Source organism: Pseudoxanthomonas sp. LjRoot125 (genome assembly GCF_964252705.1).
In the GTDB taxonomy this organism is placed as follows: domain Bacteria; phylum Pseudomonadota; class Gammaproteobacteria; order Xanthomonadales; family Xanthomonadaceae; genus Pseudoxanthomonas_A.
This window is the reverse complement of record NZ_CAXUOY020000001.1, coordinates 1,078,114-1,096,465: the sequence shown is the minus strand read 5'-3', so window position 1 is coordinate 1,096,465 and position 18,352 is coordinate 1,078,114. Positions and strand designations below refer to the sequence as shown.

At 66.4% G+C, this 18,352-nt stretch carries 16 protein-coding genes; 3 read left to right on the top strand and 13 right to left on the bottom strand.

The genetic code is table 11. The annotated features are described in order from the left end of the window. Positions 1–74: 74 nt before the first annotated feature. From ACSION_RS04975 to ACSION_RS04955, 5 genes are read right to left on the bottom strand one after another with little or no spacing between them, the layout of a single operon-like run. Positions 75–1,997, bottom strand: a complete 1,923-nt coding sequence (locus ACSION_RS04975) for a type IV pilus secretin PilQ (protein ID WP_435305112.1) — start codon at positions 1,995–1,997, stop codon at positions 75–77. Positions 1,998–2,011: 14 nt separating this feature from the next. Next, complete coding sequence (locus tag ACSION_RS04970) at positions 2,012–2,539, bottom strand: pilus assembly protein PilP (RefSeq protein WP_435305111.1); 528 nt, start codon at positions 2,537–2,539, stop codon at positions 2,012–2,014. Continuing rightward, complete coding sequence (locus tag ACSION_RS04965; RefSeq protein ID WP_435305110.1) at positions 2,536–3,246, bottom strand: type 4a pilus biogenesis protein PilO; 711 nt, start codon at positions 3,244–3,246, stop codon at positions 2,536–2,538. The genes ACSION_RS04970 and ACSION_RS04965 overlap by 4 nt, the downstream gene beginning before the upstream one ends. After that, entirely contained in the window at positions 3,243–4,013 is a 771-nt protein-coding gene (locus ACSION_RS04960; protein ID WP_093490109.1) for a PilN domain-containing protein, read from the bottom strand. Before ACSION_RS04960 ends, ACSION_RS04965 begins: the two co-directional genes overlap by 4 nt. Further along, a complete protein-coding gene (locus tag ACSION_RS04955) occupies positions 4,013–5,071 on the bottom strand; it encodes a pilus assembly protein PilM (RefSeq protein ID WP_093490797.1) in 1,059 nt (352 codons plus the stop codon). The genes ACSION_RS04960 and ACSION_RS04955 overlap by 1 nt, the downstream gene beginning before the upstream one ends. A gap of 216 nt (positions 5,072–5,287) precedes the next feature. Here ACSION_RS04955 and ACSION_RS04950 point away from each other — a divergent pair, with 216 nt between their 5' ends. Further along, complete coding sequence (locus tag ACSION_RS04950) at positions 5,288–7,714, top strand: penicillin-binding protein 1A (protein ID WP_435305109.1); 2,427 nt, start codon at positions 5,288–5,290, stop codon at positions 7,712–7,714. Positions 7,715–7,814: 100 nt separating this feature from the next. Continuing rightward, complete coding sequence (locus ACSION_RS04945; protein ID WP_435305108.1) at positions 7,815–8,468, top strand: hypothetical protein; 654 nt, start codon at positions 7,815–7,817, stop codon at positions 8,466–8,468. Positions 8,469–8,549: 81 nt separating this feature from the next. Here the strand turns inward: ACSION_RS04945 and ACSION_RS04940 are convergent, their stop codons facing one another. After that, positions 8,550–8,939, bottom strand: coding sequence for an Lrp/AsnC family transcriptional regulator (locus tag ACSION_RS04940; RefSeq protein WP_435305107.1), 390 nt, complete (start codon positions 8,937–8,939; stop codon positions 8,550–8,552). A 119-nt stretch (positions 8,940–9,058) separates the two neighbouring features. Between ACSION_RS04940 and ACSION_RS04935 the strand changes: the two genes are divergently transcribed. Continuing rightward, entirely contained in the window at positions 9,059–9,559 is a 501-nt protein-coding gene (locus ACSION_RS04935; protein ID WP_435305106.1) for an isochorismatase family protein, read from the top strand. Between the two features lie 54 nt (positions 9,560–9,613). On the opposite strand, the gene ACSION_RS04930 is transcribed toward ACSION_RS04935, so the two are convergent. The 7 genes from ACSION_RS04930 to ACSION_RS04900 form a co-directional block, all read right to left on the bottom strand. Beyond that, positions 9,614–10,903 (bottom strand): citrate synthase, encoded by a 1,290-nt coding sequence (locus tag ACSION_RS04930; RefSeq protein WP_435305105.1) that lies wholly within the window; start codon positions 10,901–10,903, stop codon positions 9,614–9,616. Between the two features lie 261 nt (positions 10,904–11,164). Beyond that, on the bottom strand, positions 11,165–11,407 hold the full coding sequence (locus ACSION_RS04925; RefSeq protein WP_056877932.1) for a type B 50S ribosomal protein L31: 243 nt from the start codon (positions 11,405–11,407) through the stop codon (positions 11,165–11,167). A gap of 74 nt (positions 11,408–11,481) precedes the next feature. Further along, on the bottom strand, positions 11,482–12,420 hold the full coding sequence (locus ACSION_RS04920; RefSeq protein WP_435305104.1) for a nucleoside hydrolase: 939 nt from the start codon (positions 12,418–12,420) through the stop codon (positions 11,482–11,484). 68 nt (positions 12,421–12,488) lie between these two features. Further along, positions 12,489–14,594: an ATP-dependent DNA helicase RecG gene (gene recG / locus ACSION_RS04915; RefSeq protein WP_435305103.1), complete on the bottom strand. Its 2,106-nt coding sequence runs from the start codon at positions 14,592–14,594 to the stop codon at positions 12,489–12,491. A gap of 86 nt (positions 14,595–14,680) precedes the next feature. Beyond that, positions 14,681–15,949: a TonB-dependent receptor domain-containing protein gene (locus ACSION_RS04910; protein WP_435305102.1), complete on the bottom strand. Its 1,269-nt coding sequence runs from the start codon at positions 15,947–15,949 to the stop codon at positions 14,681–14,683. Positions 15,950–15,970: 21 nt separating this feature from the next. After that, complete coding sequence (locus tag ACSION_RS04905) at positions 15,971–17,131, bottom strand: TonB-dependent receptor (RefSeq protein WP_435305101.1); 1,161 nt, start codon at positions 17,129–17,131, stop codon at positions 15,971–15,973. A 57-nt stretch (positions 17,132–17,188) separates the two neighbouring features. After that, on the bottom strand, positions 17,189–18,349 hold the full coding sequence (locus ACSION_RS04900; RefSeq protein ID WP_435305100.1) for an SO2930 family diheme c-type cytochrome: 1,161 nt from the start codon (positions 18,347–18,349) through the stop codon (positions 17,189–17,191). Positions 18,350–18,352: the final 3 nt, after the last annotated feature.

Here is an 18,352-nt window from a genome sequence, read left to right as displayed (position 1 = left end):
TCAGATACGAGATACGCGCAAAGAAGAAGGGGGCCCAGGGCCCCCTTCTTCCAAATCCGCCGGACCGGCTGCGCTCAGCGGCGCTCGGCCACTCGCAGGACCTTCGGGGTGACGAAGATCAGCAGCTCGGCCTTCTCCTTGCTGCGACCCTTCTTCTTGAACAGGTTGCCCAGGAAGGGGATGTCGCCCAGGAACGGCACCTTGGCCACGCTGGCGCGGTCGCTGAACTCGTACACGCCACCGATCACCACGGTCTGGCCGTCTTCGATCAGGACGGCGGTGTTGATCTCGCGACGGGCCAGCTCGGGCACCGAGCCGTACTGTCCCAGGTCGACGAACTGGACCACCTCGTCCTTCTTGACGTTGAGGTTCAGGAAGACGCGGTTGTCGTCCGTGATCGTGGGCAGCACCTTCAGTTCCAGCAAGGCTTCCTTGAACTGCACGGTCGGAATGCTGCTTTGGCCAGCACCGCTGCCGGTGACGGTCAGGTAACCCACTTCACGGCCCTGCTTGATCACCGCTTCGCGCTGGTTGGTGGTCACCAGGCGCGGGTTGGAGATCACTTCACCACGGCCTTCTTCCTGCAGTGCGGACAGCTCCAGGTCCAGGTCGAAGTTACGGCCCAGCAGCGTGTAGGCGATGCTCGCGGCCGTGTTGTCGATGAAGCCGCTGGCCGGCAGGTTCACGTTCATGTCGCGCGGCAGGATACGGTCGTCGCCATTGCCCACGTTGACGTTGTCGGCGATGTTGCCGCCGATGATCTGCGTGCGATCACCGGATCGACGACCACTGATGCCAAAACGGGCACCCAGATCACGAGCGAAGGTGTCGGTCGCGATGACGATCCGGCCTTCGATGATGACCTGGTCGACCGGGCGATCGATGACCGCGATCAGCTCACGCATCTGCGCGACCTTCTTCGGGATGTCGCTGATCATCAAGGTGTTGGTCCGCTCGTCTGCCACCAGGCGGCCGCGCTGGGACAGAAAGCCGTTTTCGTTCTGACTGCTACCGCCACCGCCACCGCCACCGCCGCTATTGCCGACGCCCTTGGCTTCGGTCAATGCCTTGAAGATCGCGCTGGCCGAGTGGTAGTTGACCTGCACGTAGTCGGTGATCAGGTCCTCTCGGTTCTCGATCGCGATACGTGCATCTTCCTTCTCCTGCTCGAACTTGGCCAGCTCGGGCTGCGGGGCGACCCACACCACGTTGCCATCGCGTCGCTTGTCCAGGCCCTTGGCACGCAGGACGATGTCCAAGGCCTGGTCCCATGGGACATTGACCAGGCGAAGGGTGACGTTACCCTGCACCGTGTCGGACGCCACGATATTGAGGTTGGATTCCTCGGCGATCAGCTGCAGGACGGTGCGCACCGGCACATCCTGGAAGTTGAAGGTCACCGGCCGGCCGCTGTAGCGGCGAGCCTCGCTGGCGACCTTCTGCGCCGCCGCGACGATGGCCGACGAGCTGGTGCCGGCCGGAGCGCTTGCACCGCCCACGGCCTTCTGGCCTGCCCGCGGCACGATCTCCACGACGTACTCGTTGCCGGACTGGTACGCCAGCGATTCGAATTCGCCTCGCGTGCTCAGCACGAGCTGTGTGCCGCCGGCCTTGGACTGCGCCTCAACGCGCTGGACCGGCGTCGTGAAGTCGACCACGTTGAGCGGTCGCTGCAACGAGGCCGGAAGCGTCGCGTTACCGACGTCCACGACGATGCTGTCGCCCTGGTTCCGGAGATCCGGCGAGGCGCCCTGCCCGTCGAACTTGACGATCAGGCGTCCCGCGCCGTCCTCACCTCGGCGGAAATCGATATTGGAAACCGACACCGCTTGCGCCGTCTTGGCGGAGGCGGCGGGTGCGTTTGCCTGCCCACCCGGGGGCGTGGCGCCGGCGGCGCTGGCGGCAGCCAGCAGACCGATGGCCAGTCCCAGAGAGCAGGCCCGGAGGGTGGCCAGGCGCCGGGACGGCCGCAGGCGGTAGGCGTTCGAAGCGGTCATCGTGTATCCCCCAATCATTGATCTTCAAGCGCAATCGACGCCGGCCGTTCCAGCCAGCCACCCGCGCCATCCGGCACTAGTTCGACAAGTTCCAACCCATCTTCGCGGACCGAAGTGACCCGGCCATCGCTCTGCCCCAGGTAATTCCCCGGACGTACCCGGTAGGTGACCTTGTCGGGCCCCATCACCAGCGCCACCAGAGCTGCGCCTTTGCCGATCGTGCCGACCATGTCCAGGCTGTCCAGCGGATATTGCTCCAGCGTCTCCTTGCGGCGATTGGGATCGGGTCGCAACCCGCCCCCTTCCGCGTTGTTCCAGGCGTCGCTGAAAGGATCACGAAGGGTTTGTGCGGCATATTCGAACGTTTCGAACTGCTGCATCACCGGCAGTGGATCCAGGGGGGGTGCCGGACGCGCACGAACGTCCGTGACCCAGGTTTCCAGGTTCGGGGCATCCCCCGGCGTACTGGTGACGCCGCGGGCGCATCCGCCCGCGAACACCAGCGCACCCAGCAGGAGCCAGCGCAAATCAGTGCGGATCATGGTGCTCCCCCTGCGGCAGGTGCGGGTGCGGGTGCGGGTGCGGGTGCCGGCTGCCCTTTGGCAGCGGCGGCAGCCGCGGCTTCCTGGTCCGCCACTTCCTTCTCATCCAGGTACCGGTAGGTCTTGACCGTGCCCGACAACTCGAGCGCGCCTCGGTTGATCCCACCCTTGCCCGCCTTCGGCTGCAGCGAGATGTCGTGCATGGTCAGGATGACCACGCGCGGCAACGAGGCGACGCCGCTGACGAACGCACCGAACTGGTGATAGTTGCCCACCATGCGCAGCTGGATCGGCTTCTCGGCGTAGAACTCCTTCAGCGTTTCCGGCTCCGGCTGGAACAGCTCGTTGGCCAGTCCGCTGGAGAGCGCCGTCTGCGAGATGTCGATGATCAGATCGGGCATCTCGGTCTTGCTCGGCAACTGGCGCAGCATCTGCTGCAGCACCTGCTCCATCTGTGCAAGCTGCTGCTTCAGCGGCTCCAGGTTGGCGGCCTTGGCCTGCTCTTTCTCGAAGTCCTGGCGCAGGCGCACTTCTTCCTGCACCAAGCCGTCCAACGTCTCCGTCTTGCCCTTGATGAAGAGGAAATAGGAGAAGGCGAGGATGAACAACGCGAGGATCACGCAGAAGCCGATCTTCGCGTTCTGCGGCCACCCGCCGATGTTGTTGAAGTCCAGGTTGTTGAGCGACGTCTTCTTCTTCTGGCTCATGATGCGCTCCCGGTGGCCGGGGGAGTGTTACCTGCCGGCGTGGCGGGCGGCGGAGTCGTCGGCGCGGGGGCAGCTGGCGGTGTCGTGGGTGCGGGCGTGGCCGGCGCGGGTGACTGGCCTTCCAGCGGCGCCGGGGTGGGACCCGGGGCGGCCGGCGCGTCGCCCGCTGCATTGCTCGCCGCTTCCTGTTCGGCTGTCGGGTTCGCCAGGCGCACCGTCAGTTTGAAGACATACGGCAGCGCGCGGCTGGCACCCGTGTTGGTCAGCGTTTTGACCTCTTCGGGCTTGGCTTCGATGATCGCCAGTTCCGGCTTGGTCATCCAGCCCGAGGTCTCGAGGTTACGCATGTAGGTACTGACCCGCGCATTGGACTGCGCACGCCCTTCCAGCGTCAGGACCTCGCCATCCTGCTTGATGTTGCCGAGCATGACGCCGTCGGGAATGGTGCGCACCAGCGAATCGAACAGGTGCACCATCTGCGAGCGGTTGGCCTGCAGTTTCTCGATGACTTCCTTGCGCGCCAGCAACCGGCGCTTCTGCTCGTCCAGGCGCTCGATTTCCTTGTTCTGGGCTTGGACCTTGGCGATCTCGGCCTTCAGGAAATCGTTGCGCTCGGTCTGTCCCGCCACCTGGCGGTCGTAGTGGAACCACAGCAGGAAAGAGAGCAGCAGGCCAGCGGCGGCCGCGGCGCCCAGCATCACGTAGAAGTCACGCTGCCGCTGGACGCGGCGCTCCGCGCGCCACGGGAGTAGGTTGATTCTTGCCATCAGTCGAAGCTCCTCAAAGCCAAGCCGGTGGCGATCATCAGCGCGGGAGCGTCCTGCGCGAGCGCGTGCGCCTGCACACGCGGGCCCAGAGTCATCTGCGCCAACGGATTGGCGACGACCGTGGGCACGCCCAGTTGCTCTTCAACCATTTCCGGCAGGCCGGGCAGCGCAGCGCAGCCTCCGGCAAGAACGATCTGGTCGACGCGATTGAACTCGCTGCCTGCGTAGAAGAACTGCAGCAGACGGCTGATCTGCTGGACCGTCGCCTCCTTGAAAGGCTCCAGCACTTCGACTTCGTAGCTTTCGGGCAGGCCGCCCTGGCGCTTGGCCAGGCCAGCTTCCTCATACGTAAGACCGTAGCGGCGCATCACCTCGTCGGTGAGCTGCTTGCCGCCGAATACCTGTTCGCGGCTGTACAGGCTGCGACCGCGACGCAGGACGTTGAGGGTGGTCATCGTGGCGCCGATGTCGACCAGCGCGACGACGCCATCCTGGGGCACCGGCAGGTCGTTGGCCATCAAGGCAAACGCGTTCTCGACCGCGAAAGCCTCCACATCCATGATCCTGGCCGTCAGTCCGCCCAGTTCGAGCGCGGACTGGCGCAGCTCGACGTTCTCCGAGCGCGATGCGGCCAGCAGGACCTGCACCATCTCGGGATTGTTGGGCATAGGGCCCAGCACCTCGAAATCGATGTTCACTTCCTCGATCGGGTACGGGATGTAGTTGACGGCCTCAAGCTCGACCTGGGCCTCCAGGTCGCTCTCGTCCAGGTCGGCGGGCATCGGGATGATCTTGGTGATCACCGCCGAGCCGGCAACGGCCGCGGCCGCGTATTTGGCCTTGCTGCCGGCACGGTTCACCGCCCGGCGGATGGCCTCGCCGACGGCCTCGACCTCGACGATGTTCTTCTCGACCACGGCATTGGGCGGCAGCGGCTCGACGGCGTAGTGCTCAACCCGGAAACGGTTGCCCACGCGGGAGAGCTGCAGCAGTTTCACCGCAGTCGAACTGATGTCGACGCCGATCAGCGGCGACTGGCTTTTTGGGAGTAGCCCCACGGTCTTTCCCCTTCCGACGGGCACAAGGCGCACGACGCGCGCCCACATTAATAACCAAGTTTTTACGCTTGGCAACCGCCGTTGACGTGGCTGTGCGGCTTGTCACGTTTCACGAGGGTTGTTCCCCAAGTCCCTGTTCCCCTTGGGATCACCTGTGGCAATCCCAGCGGTCATCTATACTCTGCCGCCACGAATTCTGCAATCGGAAAGCTCTGGATGTCCCGGTTCCGTCGTCTTCTCCGTTGGACCCTCATCACGTTCCTGATACTTGCCCTGGCCGGCGCAGTCGGTCTGGGGGTGCTGTATTACACGGTCTCGTCCAAGGTCCCGGACGTCCAGGCCCTGCGGAACGTCGAACTGCAGGAACCCCTCTACATCTATGCCAGCGACGGCCGCTTGATGGGCCTGTACGGGGAGATCCGCCGGTATCCGGTCCGGATCGACCAGGTGCCGCCCCGCGTCAAGCAAGCCTTCCTCGCCGCCGAGGACAGCAAGTTCTACGAGCACAACGGCGTGGACCCGACCGGCATCGCGCGCGCGGTCTGGCAGATCGCCAGCCGCAAGGAAGGCCGCGTGGCCGGTGGCAGCACCATCACCCAGCAGGTCGCCCGGCAGTGGTTCCTCAGCTCGAAATACAGCTATACCCGCAAGCTGGTGGAAATGATGCTGGCGGTCCGCATCGAGAAGATGCTGACCAAGGACGAGATCCTGGAGCTCTACCTCAACAAGAGCTTCTTCGGTAACCGCTCCTACGGCGTGGCCGCAGCGGCCGAGTACTACTACGGCAAGACGCTGGACCAGCTGACGCTGGCCGAAGCCGCCACGCTGGTGAGCGCACTGAAGTTCCCCTCCAGCGGCAACCCGATCAGCAACCCCGGCCGCAACCAGCAGCGCAGCGCGTATGTCGTGGAGCGCATGCGCGAGGACGGCTATATCACCGCGGCGGAAGCCGCGGCGGCCAAGGCGGAGCCGATGCACGCCAAGCCGCACGAGCGGCCGATCGAGGTCTACGCGCCTTACGTGTCCGAAATGGTGCGCCAGGAAATGATCGCGCGCTTCGGGCCCGAAGCCCTGACCAAGGGCTACCACGTCACCACCACCTTGGACGCTCCCCTCCAGGATGCGGCCAACGCGGCCGTCCGCGATGGATTGGGCCTGTACGACCACCGCCATGGCTGGAACGGCGTCGAGCGGCATTTCGATGTAGCGGCCGATGCGGACGCCGCCGCGCTCGCTACGCACCTGCGTGGCGTTCCTGCGCAGAACGGCCTGCAGCCCGTCATCGTCGCGCGCACGAACGAAGATGGCAGCGCCACGGTCGTCATGGCCGACGGCAAGGAGCTCACCCTGCCTGCCGCCGCCAGCAAGTGGACCGGCCGCACGCCCGCCAAGCTGTTCAAACGCGGCGACCTGACCCGCATCAAGGCCGGCAAGGAAGAAGGCAGCTACGTGATCGACCAGATCCCGCGCGCCCAGGCAGCGCTGGTGTCGCTGGATGCCAACAACGGCGCATTGCGCGCGCTCGTGGGTGGTTACAGCTTCGCGGGCAACAAGTTCAACCGCGCCACCCAGGCCCGTCGCCAGCCCGGCTCCAGCTTCAAACCGTTCCTGTATGCCGCGTCGTTCGAGAAGGGATTCAACCCGGCCTCGATCGTGCTCGACGCGCCGGTCGTCTTCCGCGACCGACGCGGCCACATGTGGCGCCCGCAGAACGATGGCGGCGGCTTCCGCGGCCCGATGCGACTGCGCGAGGCCCTGGTGCAATCGCGCAACCTGGTGTCCGTCCGTCTGCTGGATGGCATTGGCGTGCCCTTCGCACGCAGCTACATCAGCCAGTTCGGCTTCGAGGAGGCCGAGCTGCCGCCCAACCTCTCGATGTCGCTCGGCACTGCATCCCTCACGCCGCTGTCGATGGCGCGCGCCTATGCGGTATTCGCCAACGGCGGATCGCGGGTGACGCCCTGGTTCATCGATGAAGTGAAGGACCGCGAGGGCAACGTGGTGTTCAAGGAGAACGCCGCGGTCGCTTGCCGTGGTTGTGGCCAGGGCCAGTACGGCAGCAGCACGCCGGCGAGCCAGGTGGTCGACGGCTTCAACTTCGGCCCCGCTGGCGCTGCAAAACCCGCGACTCCTGCCGGCGCGGAGAAACCGAAGACCGAGCAGAAGCCGGCCGATCCGAATGCCGTCAGCGCGCCGCGCGCGATCGACGAGCGGACGGCCTACCAGCTGGTATCGATGATGCGCGACGTGGTCCAGCGCGGCACGGGCACCGCCGCCAAGGTGTTGGGTCGTGAGGATGTGGGCGGCAAGACCGGTTCCACCAATGATCATCGCGATGCGTGGTTCGGCGGCTTCGGTGGCCAATACGCCACCGTTGTCTGGGTTGGCCGCGACAACTTCCAGTCGCTGGGCTATCGCGAGTACGGTGGCAAGGCCGCGCTGCCGATCTGGATCGATTACATGCGAGTGGCACTCAAGGACAAGCCGGTAGCGTCGAACGATCCCCCGGATGGCATGGTCCAGGCCACGCTCAACGGCGTCACCGAGTGGGTGAAGGTCGAAGACATGGAGCGCCTGCAGGACTACGACCTGTACGGGCCTGAAGACGCCGTACCGGACGAAGAGGCCTTCGACATCTTCTGATCCCCTGCGGGTGAAGGCTCGATGACGGCGTCGCCGCGCCGTCATCGACATCACAGAAGCATGGTGTACATTCGGCGCAGGTTCGACGCGGAGGCCTGCCATGCACCACGCTCGTCAACACGCCGAAACCCGCACCCGCGAGCGTCGCCAGCGGCTCGCCCATGAGGCGGCGCGGCTGATGGCCGAAGGCGGCATCCGCGATTTCCACCAGGCCAAGCTCAAGGCGGCCAGCCGGCTCGGCATCCACGACGACGCTTCGCTCCCGCGGAACCGCGAGATCGAGGACGCCTTGCGCACCTATCAGCGCCTGTTCGTCGGCGATGCGCACGCCGAAGGCCTGCGTCGTCGGCGCGAGGCCGCACAGCGCGCGATGGAGTTCCTGACTGCTTTCTCGCCGCGGCTGATCGGTGCGGTGCTGGATGGCACGGCCGACGGCAACGCGCCCGTACAGCTGCATGTCCACAGCGACGACCCCGACGCGGTCACCCGCTTCCTTGAAGAGCACCGCATCCCGGCCGAAGCGCGCACCCGCCGCCTGCGCATGGACCGGGAACGTGTCGCCGATCTGCCGGTGTGGGTGTTCAGCGCCGAGGACTTGAGCTTCGACCTGACCGTATTGCCGCACGACGCCTTGCGCCAGGCGCCACTGTCCACGGTCGATGAAAAACCGATGAAGCGCGCCTCCGCTGCACAGCTGCGCGAATTGCTGGCGGAAGCAGAGATCGCGGGTTACGAGTCCGACGCTTTCCGCTGAGGCCTCGGCGCGACAGCACCGCGATGACGCGGCAGGACGCCCTGCTCGACCTTCCGACGGTACCCGTGCGCTGAGCTGCGCTCAGTCTTTCACGCGCCGCATTTCGCTGGCCACCTTGTAGCGGCCGAACGCCAGCAAGGCCTGCGTGAAGGTCTCCAACGTCGCATCGTCCTCGCAGGCGAGGACCACGTGGTAGCACCCCTCGCCAGCGATCTTGCTCGCGCTCTCGACTTCGTCGCGCGCCTGCAGGAAGGCCTCGAAGTCATCGAATCGCGGCGTATCCATGAACACCGTGACGAAGTAACGCCGCAGGTCGCCGCGCACGACGGTGAAGCGGCGGATCGTGCCGTCGTCGACCATCTGTTGCACGCGAGTCGCCACCGCCTGCCCGGTCAGGTGCACCTGGCGGCCGAGCGCCTGCCAGCTGGCGCGTGCATCGCGTCCGAGGTGGCCCAGGAGGGTCCGGCTCATCTTGTCCAGTGGCATGTCTTTCAAACCTCAAGCAGGAGGGCGCGGATTCTTGCGGACTGCAATTCACGCGAATGGCGCGAGTTCCTAGCATGTGCGCACCGTCCCTCCCGAGGCAACGCATGAGCACCGCCCTGATCGTCATCGATGTGCAGAACGACTACTTCCCTGGCGGCGCGTTTCCGCTATGGAATGCAGAAAGCACCCTGGACGCCACCCTAGCCGCGATCACCGGCGCGAAGGAACGCGGCGAATTCATCGTGCTGGTCCAGCACGTTTCTGCCTCGTCCGAGGCCGGCTTCTTCAAGCCCGGCAGCGTGGGCACGGACATCCATCCGCGCATCCTTGCCGCCGCACCCGATGCGCCGGTGGTGGTGAAACAGTTCGCCGACAGCTTCCACCAGACCTCGCTCGCCGGGTTGCTGACGGAAGCGGGTACGACGCACCTGCGGATCGCCGGAATGATGACGCAGAACTGCGTGGCGTTCACCGCCGTGTCGCCGGAGGCGGCGCGCTACCGCGTCAGCGTGCTGTCCGACTGCACGACCACGGTCGACGAGGCCGTCCACGGGTTCGCCCTGCATGCCCTGTCCACGCGCGTCGAGATCGGCCCCGCCGCCTGACCGCGAAAATGCAGAAGGCCCCTTTCGGGACCTTCTGGCTGCCTTGCGGGAGGATCAACGCTTCCCGGTGGGCACGTAGTCGCGCGGCGCATAACCGGTGTAGATCTGGCGCGGACGGCCGATCTTCGCTTCCGGATCGACCTGCTGTTCCAGCCAGTGCGACACCCAGCCGGCGGTGCGGCCGATGGCGAACATGACGGTGAACATCTCGGTCGGGATCTTCAGCGCCTTGTAGATGATGCCGCTGTAGAAATCGACGTTCGGGTAGAGCTTGCGCTGGATGAAGTACTCGTCCTTCAGCGCGGCCTCTTCCAGCCGCATCGCCACTTCCAGCAGCGGATCGTCCACGCCGAGTTCGCCCAGCACCTTGTGGGTCATCTCGCGGATGATCTTGGCGCGCGGATCGAAGTTCTTGTAGACGCGGTGGCCGAAGCCCATCAGGCGGAAGCCCGACTCCTTATCCTTCGCCTTGGCGACGGCCGAGGCGACGTTCTTCGCATCGCCGATCTCTTCCAGCATCTTCAACACGGCTTCGTTGGCGCCGCCATGCGCGGGGCCCCACAGCGCGGTGATGCCGGCGGCGACCGAGGCGTAGGGATTGGCGCCGGTCGAACCGACCAGGCGTACCGTCGAGGTCGACGCGTTCTGCTCGTGGTCGGCGTGCAGGATGAACAGCAGGTCGAGCGCCTTGGCGACAACCGGGTTCAGTTCTAGCGGCTCGCTCGGCACTTCGAACATCATGTGCAGGAAGCGGTCGACGTAGTCGAGGTTGTTGCGCGGGTAGCGGATCGGCCAGCCGATCGAATAGCGGTAGGCGGCGGCCGCCAGGGTCGGCATCTTCGCCAGCAGGCGGATCGCGGCCAGGCGACGCTGTTCCGGGTCTTCCAGGTCCAGCGTGTCGTGGTAGAACGCCGACAGCGAGGCGACCGTGCCGGCCAGCATGGCCATCGGGTGCGCGTCGTAATGGAAGCCGTGCAGGAAGTTCTTCAGCGACTCATGCATCATCGTGTGATGCGTGACTTCATGCTCGAACTTGGCGAATTCGTCCGGCGTCGGCAGTTCGCCGTTCATCAGCAGGTACGAGACTTCCAGGAAGTTCGAGTGCTGCGCCAGCTGTTCGATCGGGTAACCGCGGTACAGCAGCACGCCGTTGTCACCATCGATGTAGGTGATGGCTGACTTGCAGCTGGCGGTGGCGGTGAAACCCGAGTCGTAGGTGAAAAGACCGGTTTCCTTGGTCAGCTTGGCGATGTCGACGCAGTCGTTGCCAAGCGTGGGTTTCAGGACGGGCAGGACGACGGACTTGTCGCCCGCATTCAGCGTGACCTGGTCGAGTTCGGACACAGTGTGCGCTCCTTCGTGGGGAAACGCCGGCCGGAGGCCCGGTCGGCGTGTGACGGGAGTCCAGGGAGTGAACCTTGGATGACCTGAATTATCGCACACACGTTCTGGAGCCGTCGCTCGACAGGGGACCAAAGTCAGACCAAAGAATGAGGCCGCGAACGCAACCGTGCGTTCCGATCAGGCGCGATATGCAGCGCGCGCAAACGCGAACGGCCGCGCACGAGGCGCGGCCGCAAGCGGATCAAGCGAACGACGGTTCGATCAGCGCGCGTAGCGCTTCTGGAACTTGTCGATACGGCCGCTGGTGTCGATGACCTTGTGCTTGCCCGTGTAGAACGGGTGCGAGGCCGAGGAGATTTCGACCTTGACCAGCGGGTATTCGTTACCGTCTTCCCACTTCGTCGTTTCCTTGCTGCCCAGCGTGGAGCGCGTCAGGATCTTGAAATCGGAGGTCACGTCGTGGAAGACGACTTCGCGGTAATTCGGGTGGATGTCGGCCTTCATGGCGGTAACACCGTGTAGCGGGAATGGAAGAGCGGCATTGTAGCCCGCCCTCCCCCGTCGGCGCAACCCGGCCCTCAGCCGGCCGCCAGCGCGTCCCGGATCAGGTCCTGGAACCGGCCCTGGTCGTAGCGCAGCAGGATGTTGGCCTGGTCCGGCTGGCCACCCTCGCGACGCCAGTCGACCACCGAGGCGCCACGGGCGTGCGCGCCCTGCAGCTCGATCGCCAGAGGACGCTCGGCCAGCTCCAGCGCCTCCTCCGGGGCGAGCACGAACGCCATCGCCAGGGCGTCGGCGGCGAACCAGTGGTCGCCCCGCCGATCGGCCGACCACAACCGCGTCTTCTCGGAAATGCGGTCGTAGAACCGGGCACAATCGCTGTCGGCGGCGAGCCATGACGCGACCTGGTCGTGCGGCAAGCCGTGGGCGATCGTGGCTTCCCAGTCGGCCAGGTCGTAGCGCTCGAACGCCTGCAGCGTGATGTGCGCCGCTTCGGGATCGAAGTAGAAATTGAACTCCGCCGCCGGCGTGATGTTGCCGTGGCAGGTGACCGCGCCTCCCATCACCACGAAGCGGGCCACGCGCTGCGGCAGCGTGGGGTCCAGCTTCAGCGCCAGCGCGATGTTGGTCAGCGGACCCAGCGCGACCAGTACCAGCCGGCCGGCGTGTTCGTGGGACAGGCGCAGAATCGCGAGCGCCGCGTGTTCGTCCTCGGCCTGACGTGCGGCCGGCGCGAAACCGACGTCGCCGAATCCATCCTGGCCGTGCACGTAGCCGGCGTCCGGCGAGGGGTGCAGCAGCGGGGCCGGTGCGCCGGCGAACACGGGGATATCCTCGCGGCCCGCCACTTCGCACAGCTTCAACGCATTGCGCACGGTGTACTGCAGGCCCACGTTGCCGGCCGCGATGGTCAGGCCGACGATGTCATGGCGCGCATCGTTGAACGCCATCAGCAGCGCGAGGGCATCGTCGACGCCGGGATCGGTGTCGATGAGCAGGGGAATCTTGTCCGTCATCAGGCTTCGCTTCTTCTATCGGGCGTCGAGTCTCGCACCGATGGATGACCAGCGGAAGCCGCGCTGCATCATGCCGAAGCGTAGCGCGCCGCGCCGCCGACCCAACGATGGATCACGCGATCGGCGACCGCGGGATCATCGGCCAGCAGTCGCTCCGCCAACGCATGCACCTGCGGCAGCAGTCCCGCATCGCGGGCAAGATCGGCCACGCGGAAAGCGGCGAGCCCGGTCTGGCGGGTGCCCAGCAGTTCGCCCGGGCCACGCAGTTCGAGGTCCTTCTCGGCGATGACGAAGCCATCGTTGGTCTGGCGCATCGTCGCCAGGCGGTGCTTGGCCATTGTCGACAGTGGCGGCTGGTACATCAGCACGCAGCTGGACGCGGTCGCGCCGCGCCCCACCCGGCCCCGCAACTGGTGCAGCTGGGCCAGACCCAGGCGCTCCGCGTTCTCGATGATCATCAGCGAGGCATTGGGCACGTCCACACCGACCTCGATCACCGTCGTCGCCACCAGCAGATCGGCCTCGCCCTCCTTGAAGCGGCGCATCGTGGCCTGCTTGTCGGCCGCCTTCATGCGGCCGTGCACCAGCGCCACACGCAATGCGGGCAACGAGGCGGAGAGCGCTTCGTACGTGCTCTGCGCGGCTTGCGCGACGACTTCATCGCTGTCGTCGATCAGGGTGCAGACCCAGTAGGCCTGTCGCCCCTCGGCGCACGCGGCACGGATGCGCTCGACCAGTTCCGGCCGGCGCTCCGCGCTGAGCGCGACGGTCTGCACCGGCGTGCGGCCCGGAGGCAGTTCATCGATGGCGGAGACGTCCAGGTCGGCATAGGCGGCCATCGCCAGCGTGCGCGGGATCGGCGTGGCGGTCATCACCAACTGGTGCGGCACGCGGTTCCCGCCCGCGCCCTTGTCGCGCAGCGCAAGTCGCTGGTGCACGCCGAAACGGTGCTGTTCGTCGACGATGGCCAGTCCCAGGTCATGGAAGACCACGGTCTCCTGCATCAGCGCGTGCGTGCCTACGACGACCTGGGCCTCACCCGATGCCACCTGGGCCAGCACCTGCGCGCGCGCCTTGCCGGTCACCTTGCCGGCCAGCCAGGCCACGCGCACGCCCAGGGGCTCCAGCCAGGCCTTGAGGTTGGCCAGATGCTGCTCGGCCAAGAGTTCGGTGGGTGCGGCCAATGCGACCTGCTTGCCGGCTTCCACCGCCAGCATGCCGGCCAGTGCGGCCACGACGGTCTTGCCGCTGCCGACGTCGCCCTGCACCAACCGCAGCATCGGCGATGGCTTGCCGATGTCGTCGCGGATCTGCGCGAACACACGTTGCTGCGCGCCCGTGAGCGAGAACGGCAGCGCTTTCACCAACGCCTTCACCAGTGTGCCCTTGCCCTTCAGCGCGGGCGCGCGGTGCTGTTGCAGGGCCAGCCGCTGCCGCCGCAGGCTGAGGTGATGGGCCAGCAGTTCCTCGATCGCCAGCCGGCGCTGTGCCGGATGCGTCCCCAGGGCGAGCGCGCCCACGTCCGCGTCGCGCGGCGGGCGGTGCATCGTCAGCAGGGCCTCGCGCAGCGACGGCAGTCCCAGGCCTGCCAGCAGCGACGGAGGCAACAGTTCCAGCGCGTCGGCGTCGGGAAGGCGCTCCAGCGCCTGGCCGATGAGCTTGCGCACGGTGGCGGGCCCCAGGCCTTCGACGGCGGGATAGATCGGGTCCAGCGCATCACCGAGCGCGGCCTCGTCTCCGTCGCCCAGCACCCGGTAGCTGGGATGGATGATCTCCAGTCCGTGCTGTCCCGGCTTCGGGGTGCCGTAGCAGCGGATGCGGGTGCCCACGGCGAACTGCGCCACCTGGGCGGCACGGAAATGGAAGAAGCGCAGCACCAGTGTCCCATGCCCCTCGTCGCCGACCGCCACCCGCAGCACGGGGCGATAGCGGAAGCCGCGCTCCACCGCTTCCACCCGCCCCTCGACCTGCGCGGGCACGCCCGGTTGCAACAGGCGGATGGGCGTCAGCGTGGTGCGGTCCTCGTAGCGCAGCGGCAGGTGCAGCCACAGGTCCTGCATCGTCGCCAGGCCACGCGCGGCGAGCTTCTCGGCCACGCGCGGGCCGACGCCGGGCAGGCGGCTCAAGGGTTCGGCGGAGAGATCGACGACGGGGACGTTGCGACGCACGGGCATCGCACAAGGATGCCGCGATCGGCGGCAAACAAAAACCCCGGCATCTCACGATGCCGGGGCCCACGTCCAACGCGTCGCCGCGCGGATCAGAACTTCACGGCCACTTCCATCCCGTAGGTGCGCGGCTCGCTGATGGTCGCGCCCACGACGCCGAGCGGACCGCGGCCATAGGTGTTCAGGCCCTTCACATACTGGTTGTCGAAGATATTGTTGCCGTAGACGGCCCAGCTCCAGGTACCTTGCGGCGATGTCCAGCCGACCCGCACATCGGTACGTTCGCGTGGCTCGCCGATGTCCAGCAGTGCGTTCACGCCGCAGTCGCCCTGCAAGTCCGAACCCGCGTTGCAGCGCGTGCGTCCACGGTAGGCATGGCGTGCGGAGAACCGCAGGTCGCCGCTGTCGCCTAGGCTCATCTTGTAGGCCGCGCCGACCGAGGCGGTGAAACGCGGCTCGCCTGTCGGCTCGCCATCCAGGTCCACGCCCTCCGGCGTGACGTAGTCCTTGTACTTTGAATCGATCCATTCGGCCTGCGCGTCCAACGTGAACGCATCGGTCACCTTCCAGCGCATGTCGAAATCGATGCCGGTCGCCTCAAGGTCGCCGGTGTCGAACACGAAGCGCGGGATGTCGACCGGATTGTTGGGGTCGGGATCGATCAGCCGGATCGACTGGCGGTTGTCGTAGCGGTAGTGGAACAACGACGCGTTGTAGGAGAAGCGACCGAAGGACTGCTTGATGCCCACCTCCGCGTTCCACACGTCCTCGTTCTCGAACGCCGGCCCGATCTGCAGCGCGTTGAAGCCGCCTGCCTTGTAGCCCTTGGCCAGCGAGCCGAACACCATCGCCTTGTCGTTGAAGTGGTAGTCCACGACGAAGCGCGGGCTGAAGTCGCTCCAGCTCCGCTTGTCGCGCACCAGCACGCCCTTGTTGACCATCGCCGGCGGATCAATGAAGGCCATGTCGAACGTCAGCGTCTCGCGGGTGATCGGGATGCCCATCTGCGCCAGCGCGTCGAAGAAGCCCAACGATTCCAGCAGCGCCAGTTTGGCTTCCAGCTCAGGCGCGCTGCGCTGCGTATTGAGCCAGGTGAAGTCCTTCTCGTCGCGGGTATAGCGCAGGCCGAAGGTCAGGTTGAGCTTGTCGGTGGCGCGCCAGATCACGTCGCCGAAGGCCGCATAGGCCGTCGTCGACAGCGTGTTGGTGAAGCGCTCGTTCCAGCGGTCGCCGACCAGCGAGATCGGGATGCCCGCCATCTGCGCCAGTACCGAGGTGAAGCCGAACAGGCTGCCATCCGGCGTGGGTGCGATGCCCAGGTTGCGGACGATGTTGTCGACTGCCTCGGTATTCGTGTTCACCTCGCTGGTCTGGTCGGCGTCTTACTTGAAGAAGCTGGCACCGGCCACCCAGTCCAGCCGCGCATTGCTGCCTGCGAACTTGAACTCCTGGTAGAAGGTCTCGTTGCTCTCGGTGTTGACCGAATCGATGTACAGGTCGGCGCGGTTGGTACCGTCCTCCTCGGTCTGGTTCAACGAATCGTACTGCCGCCACGACGTGGTCGACGTCAGGTGGCCCCAGTTCAGTGCGTGGTCGAGGATCAGGGTGACGCCGTCGAACGTACGCCACTCGGCGTTGGTCGCGTCACTGTAGGTCGGCACCTCCCGAGGATCGAAGTAATCATCCGGGTCCACCGGCACCGGCGGGCGTTGCGGATAGGCCGGTAGCGGCACGATGCCGGTGGTCACGCGGCCGTTCTGGTCGAGGCTCTCATGGTCCCAGCTGATCAGCGCGGTCGTGTTCTCGCCCAGGCCCACCTGCCAGGCGGCGCGCGTGGCCCACACATTCTCGCCACCCAGGTCCTTGCCGGTGGCGCCATCCTGGAACCAGCCATCGCTGTGGTTGAACAACGCGTTGAAACGCAGGGCCGAGTTGTCGCCTGTCGGGAGGTTCCACATCGCATCGGCGTACTGTTTGCCGTAGTTGCCGAGGCGAAGGCGCAGGCGGGCCTCGGTCTCGTTCTGCGGACGACGGGTCACCAGCGAGATTGCGCCGGCGGCCGTGTTGCGGCCGAACAGCGTGCCCTGCGGGCCCTTCAGCACTTCGATGCGCTCGACATCGACGAAGGGCAGCAGCACGCCGCCACCGCGGCCGCCGTAGACGCCGTCGACGAACACGCCCACCGCCGGATCGGTGCCGATGCCGAAGTCGCTGGTTTCCACGCCACGCAGGCGGAACGACGGCTGGGTGGGCTGCACCGCATCGACGACCAGCCCCGGCACGAACGCGTCGATGTCGCCGAGGTTGTCCGCCGCCACGTCGTCGAGCAGTTGCTGGTCGACGACCTGCAGCGCGATCGGCACGTCCTGCAGCTCCTGCTGCCGGCTCTGCGCGGTGACGACGATGGTGTCCAGGTTGGTGGCGTCCTGCTCGGCCTGCGGCGTCGATTGCGCCCACGCCGTGCCGCCGGTCCCCAGCACCACGCAGCTGCCGAACAGCGCGCGCCGCAGCCCGATCACCAGATTCCGTTGCGTCACTTTCATCACTCCCTCCCAAGAAGCGTTAGTGCGGACGCCGGCCTCACCGCACCGGCAGCATGTTCACGGATTTCCCACGGCGACCCCGCAACTCCCCTGTTGCGCGTTGATCCAGTCGCGTATCAATTGCAGGCCCTCGCGATGCACGACCGAGCGCCCCAGCTCCGGCATCATGATCGCGGGATCGTCGCTGTCCATGCGGAACTCGAAGATGGACGCCGCGGCGTTGCCCGGCTCGATGTCGTGCAGGCGATTGCCGGTGCCTTTGCCGGCGGCGATCGGCTGCTTGCAGAAGCCCAGCTTCAAGCGGTCCTGCGTGCCGGCGTCCAGCCAGAGCCCCGAGGTGATCGCCGGGCCGGTCGCGCTGTGGCAATGGCCGCAGTTGACGTCGAGGTAGGCGCGCGCGCGCGCATCCAGCGACGCCGTGGCGTCCATCGCGTCTGCCAGCCGCGGCGGGCCCGCCGGCACGCCGGTCAGGTAGCCGACGCGCGCCAGGCGTGCGAGCTGGTTCTCGCGGCCGCCTGCGTAGTCGAAGCTGCGGTTGAGGTGGCGCGCCTTCGGCCCGATCGGCAGCAGCTTGCGCGACTTGTTGTCGGTGATGTGGCAGCCGCCGCACTGGTTCTGGTCGGGCACCTGGTAGTTCACCGCCTCGCGCGCGCCGGCCGCATCCACCAGTTCCAGCGCCACCAGTTCGCCGGTGCGCTTGAGCGTGGCTTCGGTCTGCGCGTCGTTCCATACGTAAGGCAGGGCGACCCAGCCCTCCGCGCGATGCACCAGCAGGCGGGTCTCGATCAGGCGCACCTTGGCGAGATCGAGGGCTTCGCCTTCGAGCGAAGACTGCGACGGCGGCGTGCGCGCGACCGACTTGCCATCCCAGGCCTGTCCCGCCGGCAGCGGGTAGTAGAAGGTCTTGCTGAGGATCGTGCCGACCGGGAAATCGAAACTCTGCTGGGCCTTGTACGTCGCCGATGTTCCCTCGGGCATCCACACCGTGCGCAACTTGTGCGCGTAGTCGCTGAAGAGCGGCGTGTTGAGGTCGTAAGGCACCACGCCTTGATTGAGGCGCAGCTTCCCGTCTTCGATGCGGAGCACGCCCCACTCGTCCAGGGACTTCGGCTGTCCTTCCGCGAAGAAATGCACGCGCGCCCCGGGGCCGCAGGCGACCAATCCGAGGCAGGACGCCGCCACGGCGAACAGTAAGCCGATGCGGTATCGCCCAGGCATGCC

Coding starts and splice junctions, on each gene's coding strand:
- ACSION_RS04975 (WP_435305112.1), bottom strand. CDS start 1,997: ATGACCGCTTCGAACGCCTACCGCCTGCGGCCGTCCCGGCGCCTGGCC.
- ACSION_RS04970 (WP_435305111.1), bottom strand. CDS start 2,539: ATGATCCGCACTGATTTGCGCTGGCTCCTGCTGGGTGCGCTGGTGTTC.
- ACSION_RS04965 (WP_435305110.1), bottom strand. CDS start 3,246: ATGAGCCAGAAGAAGAAGACGTCGCTCAACAACCTGGACTTCAACAAC.
- ACSION_RS04960 (WP_093490109.1), bottom strand. CDS start 4,013: ATGGCAAGAATCAACCTACTCCCGTGGCGCGCGGAGCGCCGCGTCCAG.
- ACSION_RS04950 (WP_435305109.1), top strand. CDS start 5,288: ATGTCCCGGTTCCGTCGTCTTCTCCGTTGGACCCTCATCACGTTCCTG.
- ACSION_RS04945 (WP_435305108.1), top strand. CDS start 7,815: ATGCACCACGCTCGTCAACACGCCGAAACCCGCACCCGCGAGCGTCGC.
- ACSION_RS04940 (WP_435305107.1), bottom strand. CDS start 8,939: ATGAGCCGGACCCTCCTGGGCCACCTCGGACGCGATGCACGCGCCAGC.
- ACSION_RS04935 (WP_435305106.1), top strand. CDS start 9,059: ATGAGCACCGCCCTGATCGTCATCGATGTGCAGAACGACTACTTCCCT.
- ACSION_RS04925 (WP_056877932.1), bottom strand. CDS start 11,407: ATGAAGGCCGACATCCACCCGAATTACCGCGAAGTCGTCTTCCACGAC.
- ACSION_RS04920 (WP_435305104.1), bottom strand. CDS start 12,420: ATGACGGACAAGATTCCCCTGCTCATCGACACCGATCCCGGCGTCGAC.
- recG (WP_435305103.1), bottom strand. CDS start 14,594: ATGCCCGTGCGTCGCAACGTCCCCGTCGTCGATCTCTCCGCCGAACCC.
- ACSION_RS04905 (WP_435305101.1), bottom strand. CDS start 17,131: ATGAAAGTGACGCAACGGAATCTGGTGATCGGGCTGCGGCGCGCGCTG.
- ACSION_RS04900 (WP_435305100.1), bottom strand. CDS start 18,349: ATGCCTGGGCGATACCGCATCGGCTTACTGTTCGCCGTGGCGGCGTCC.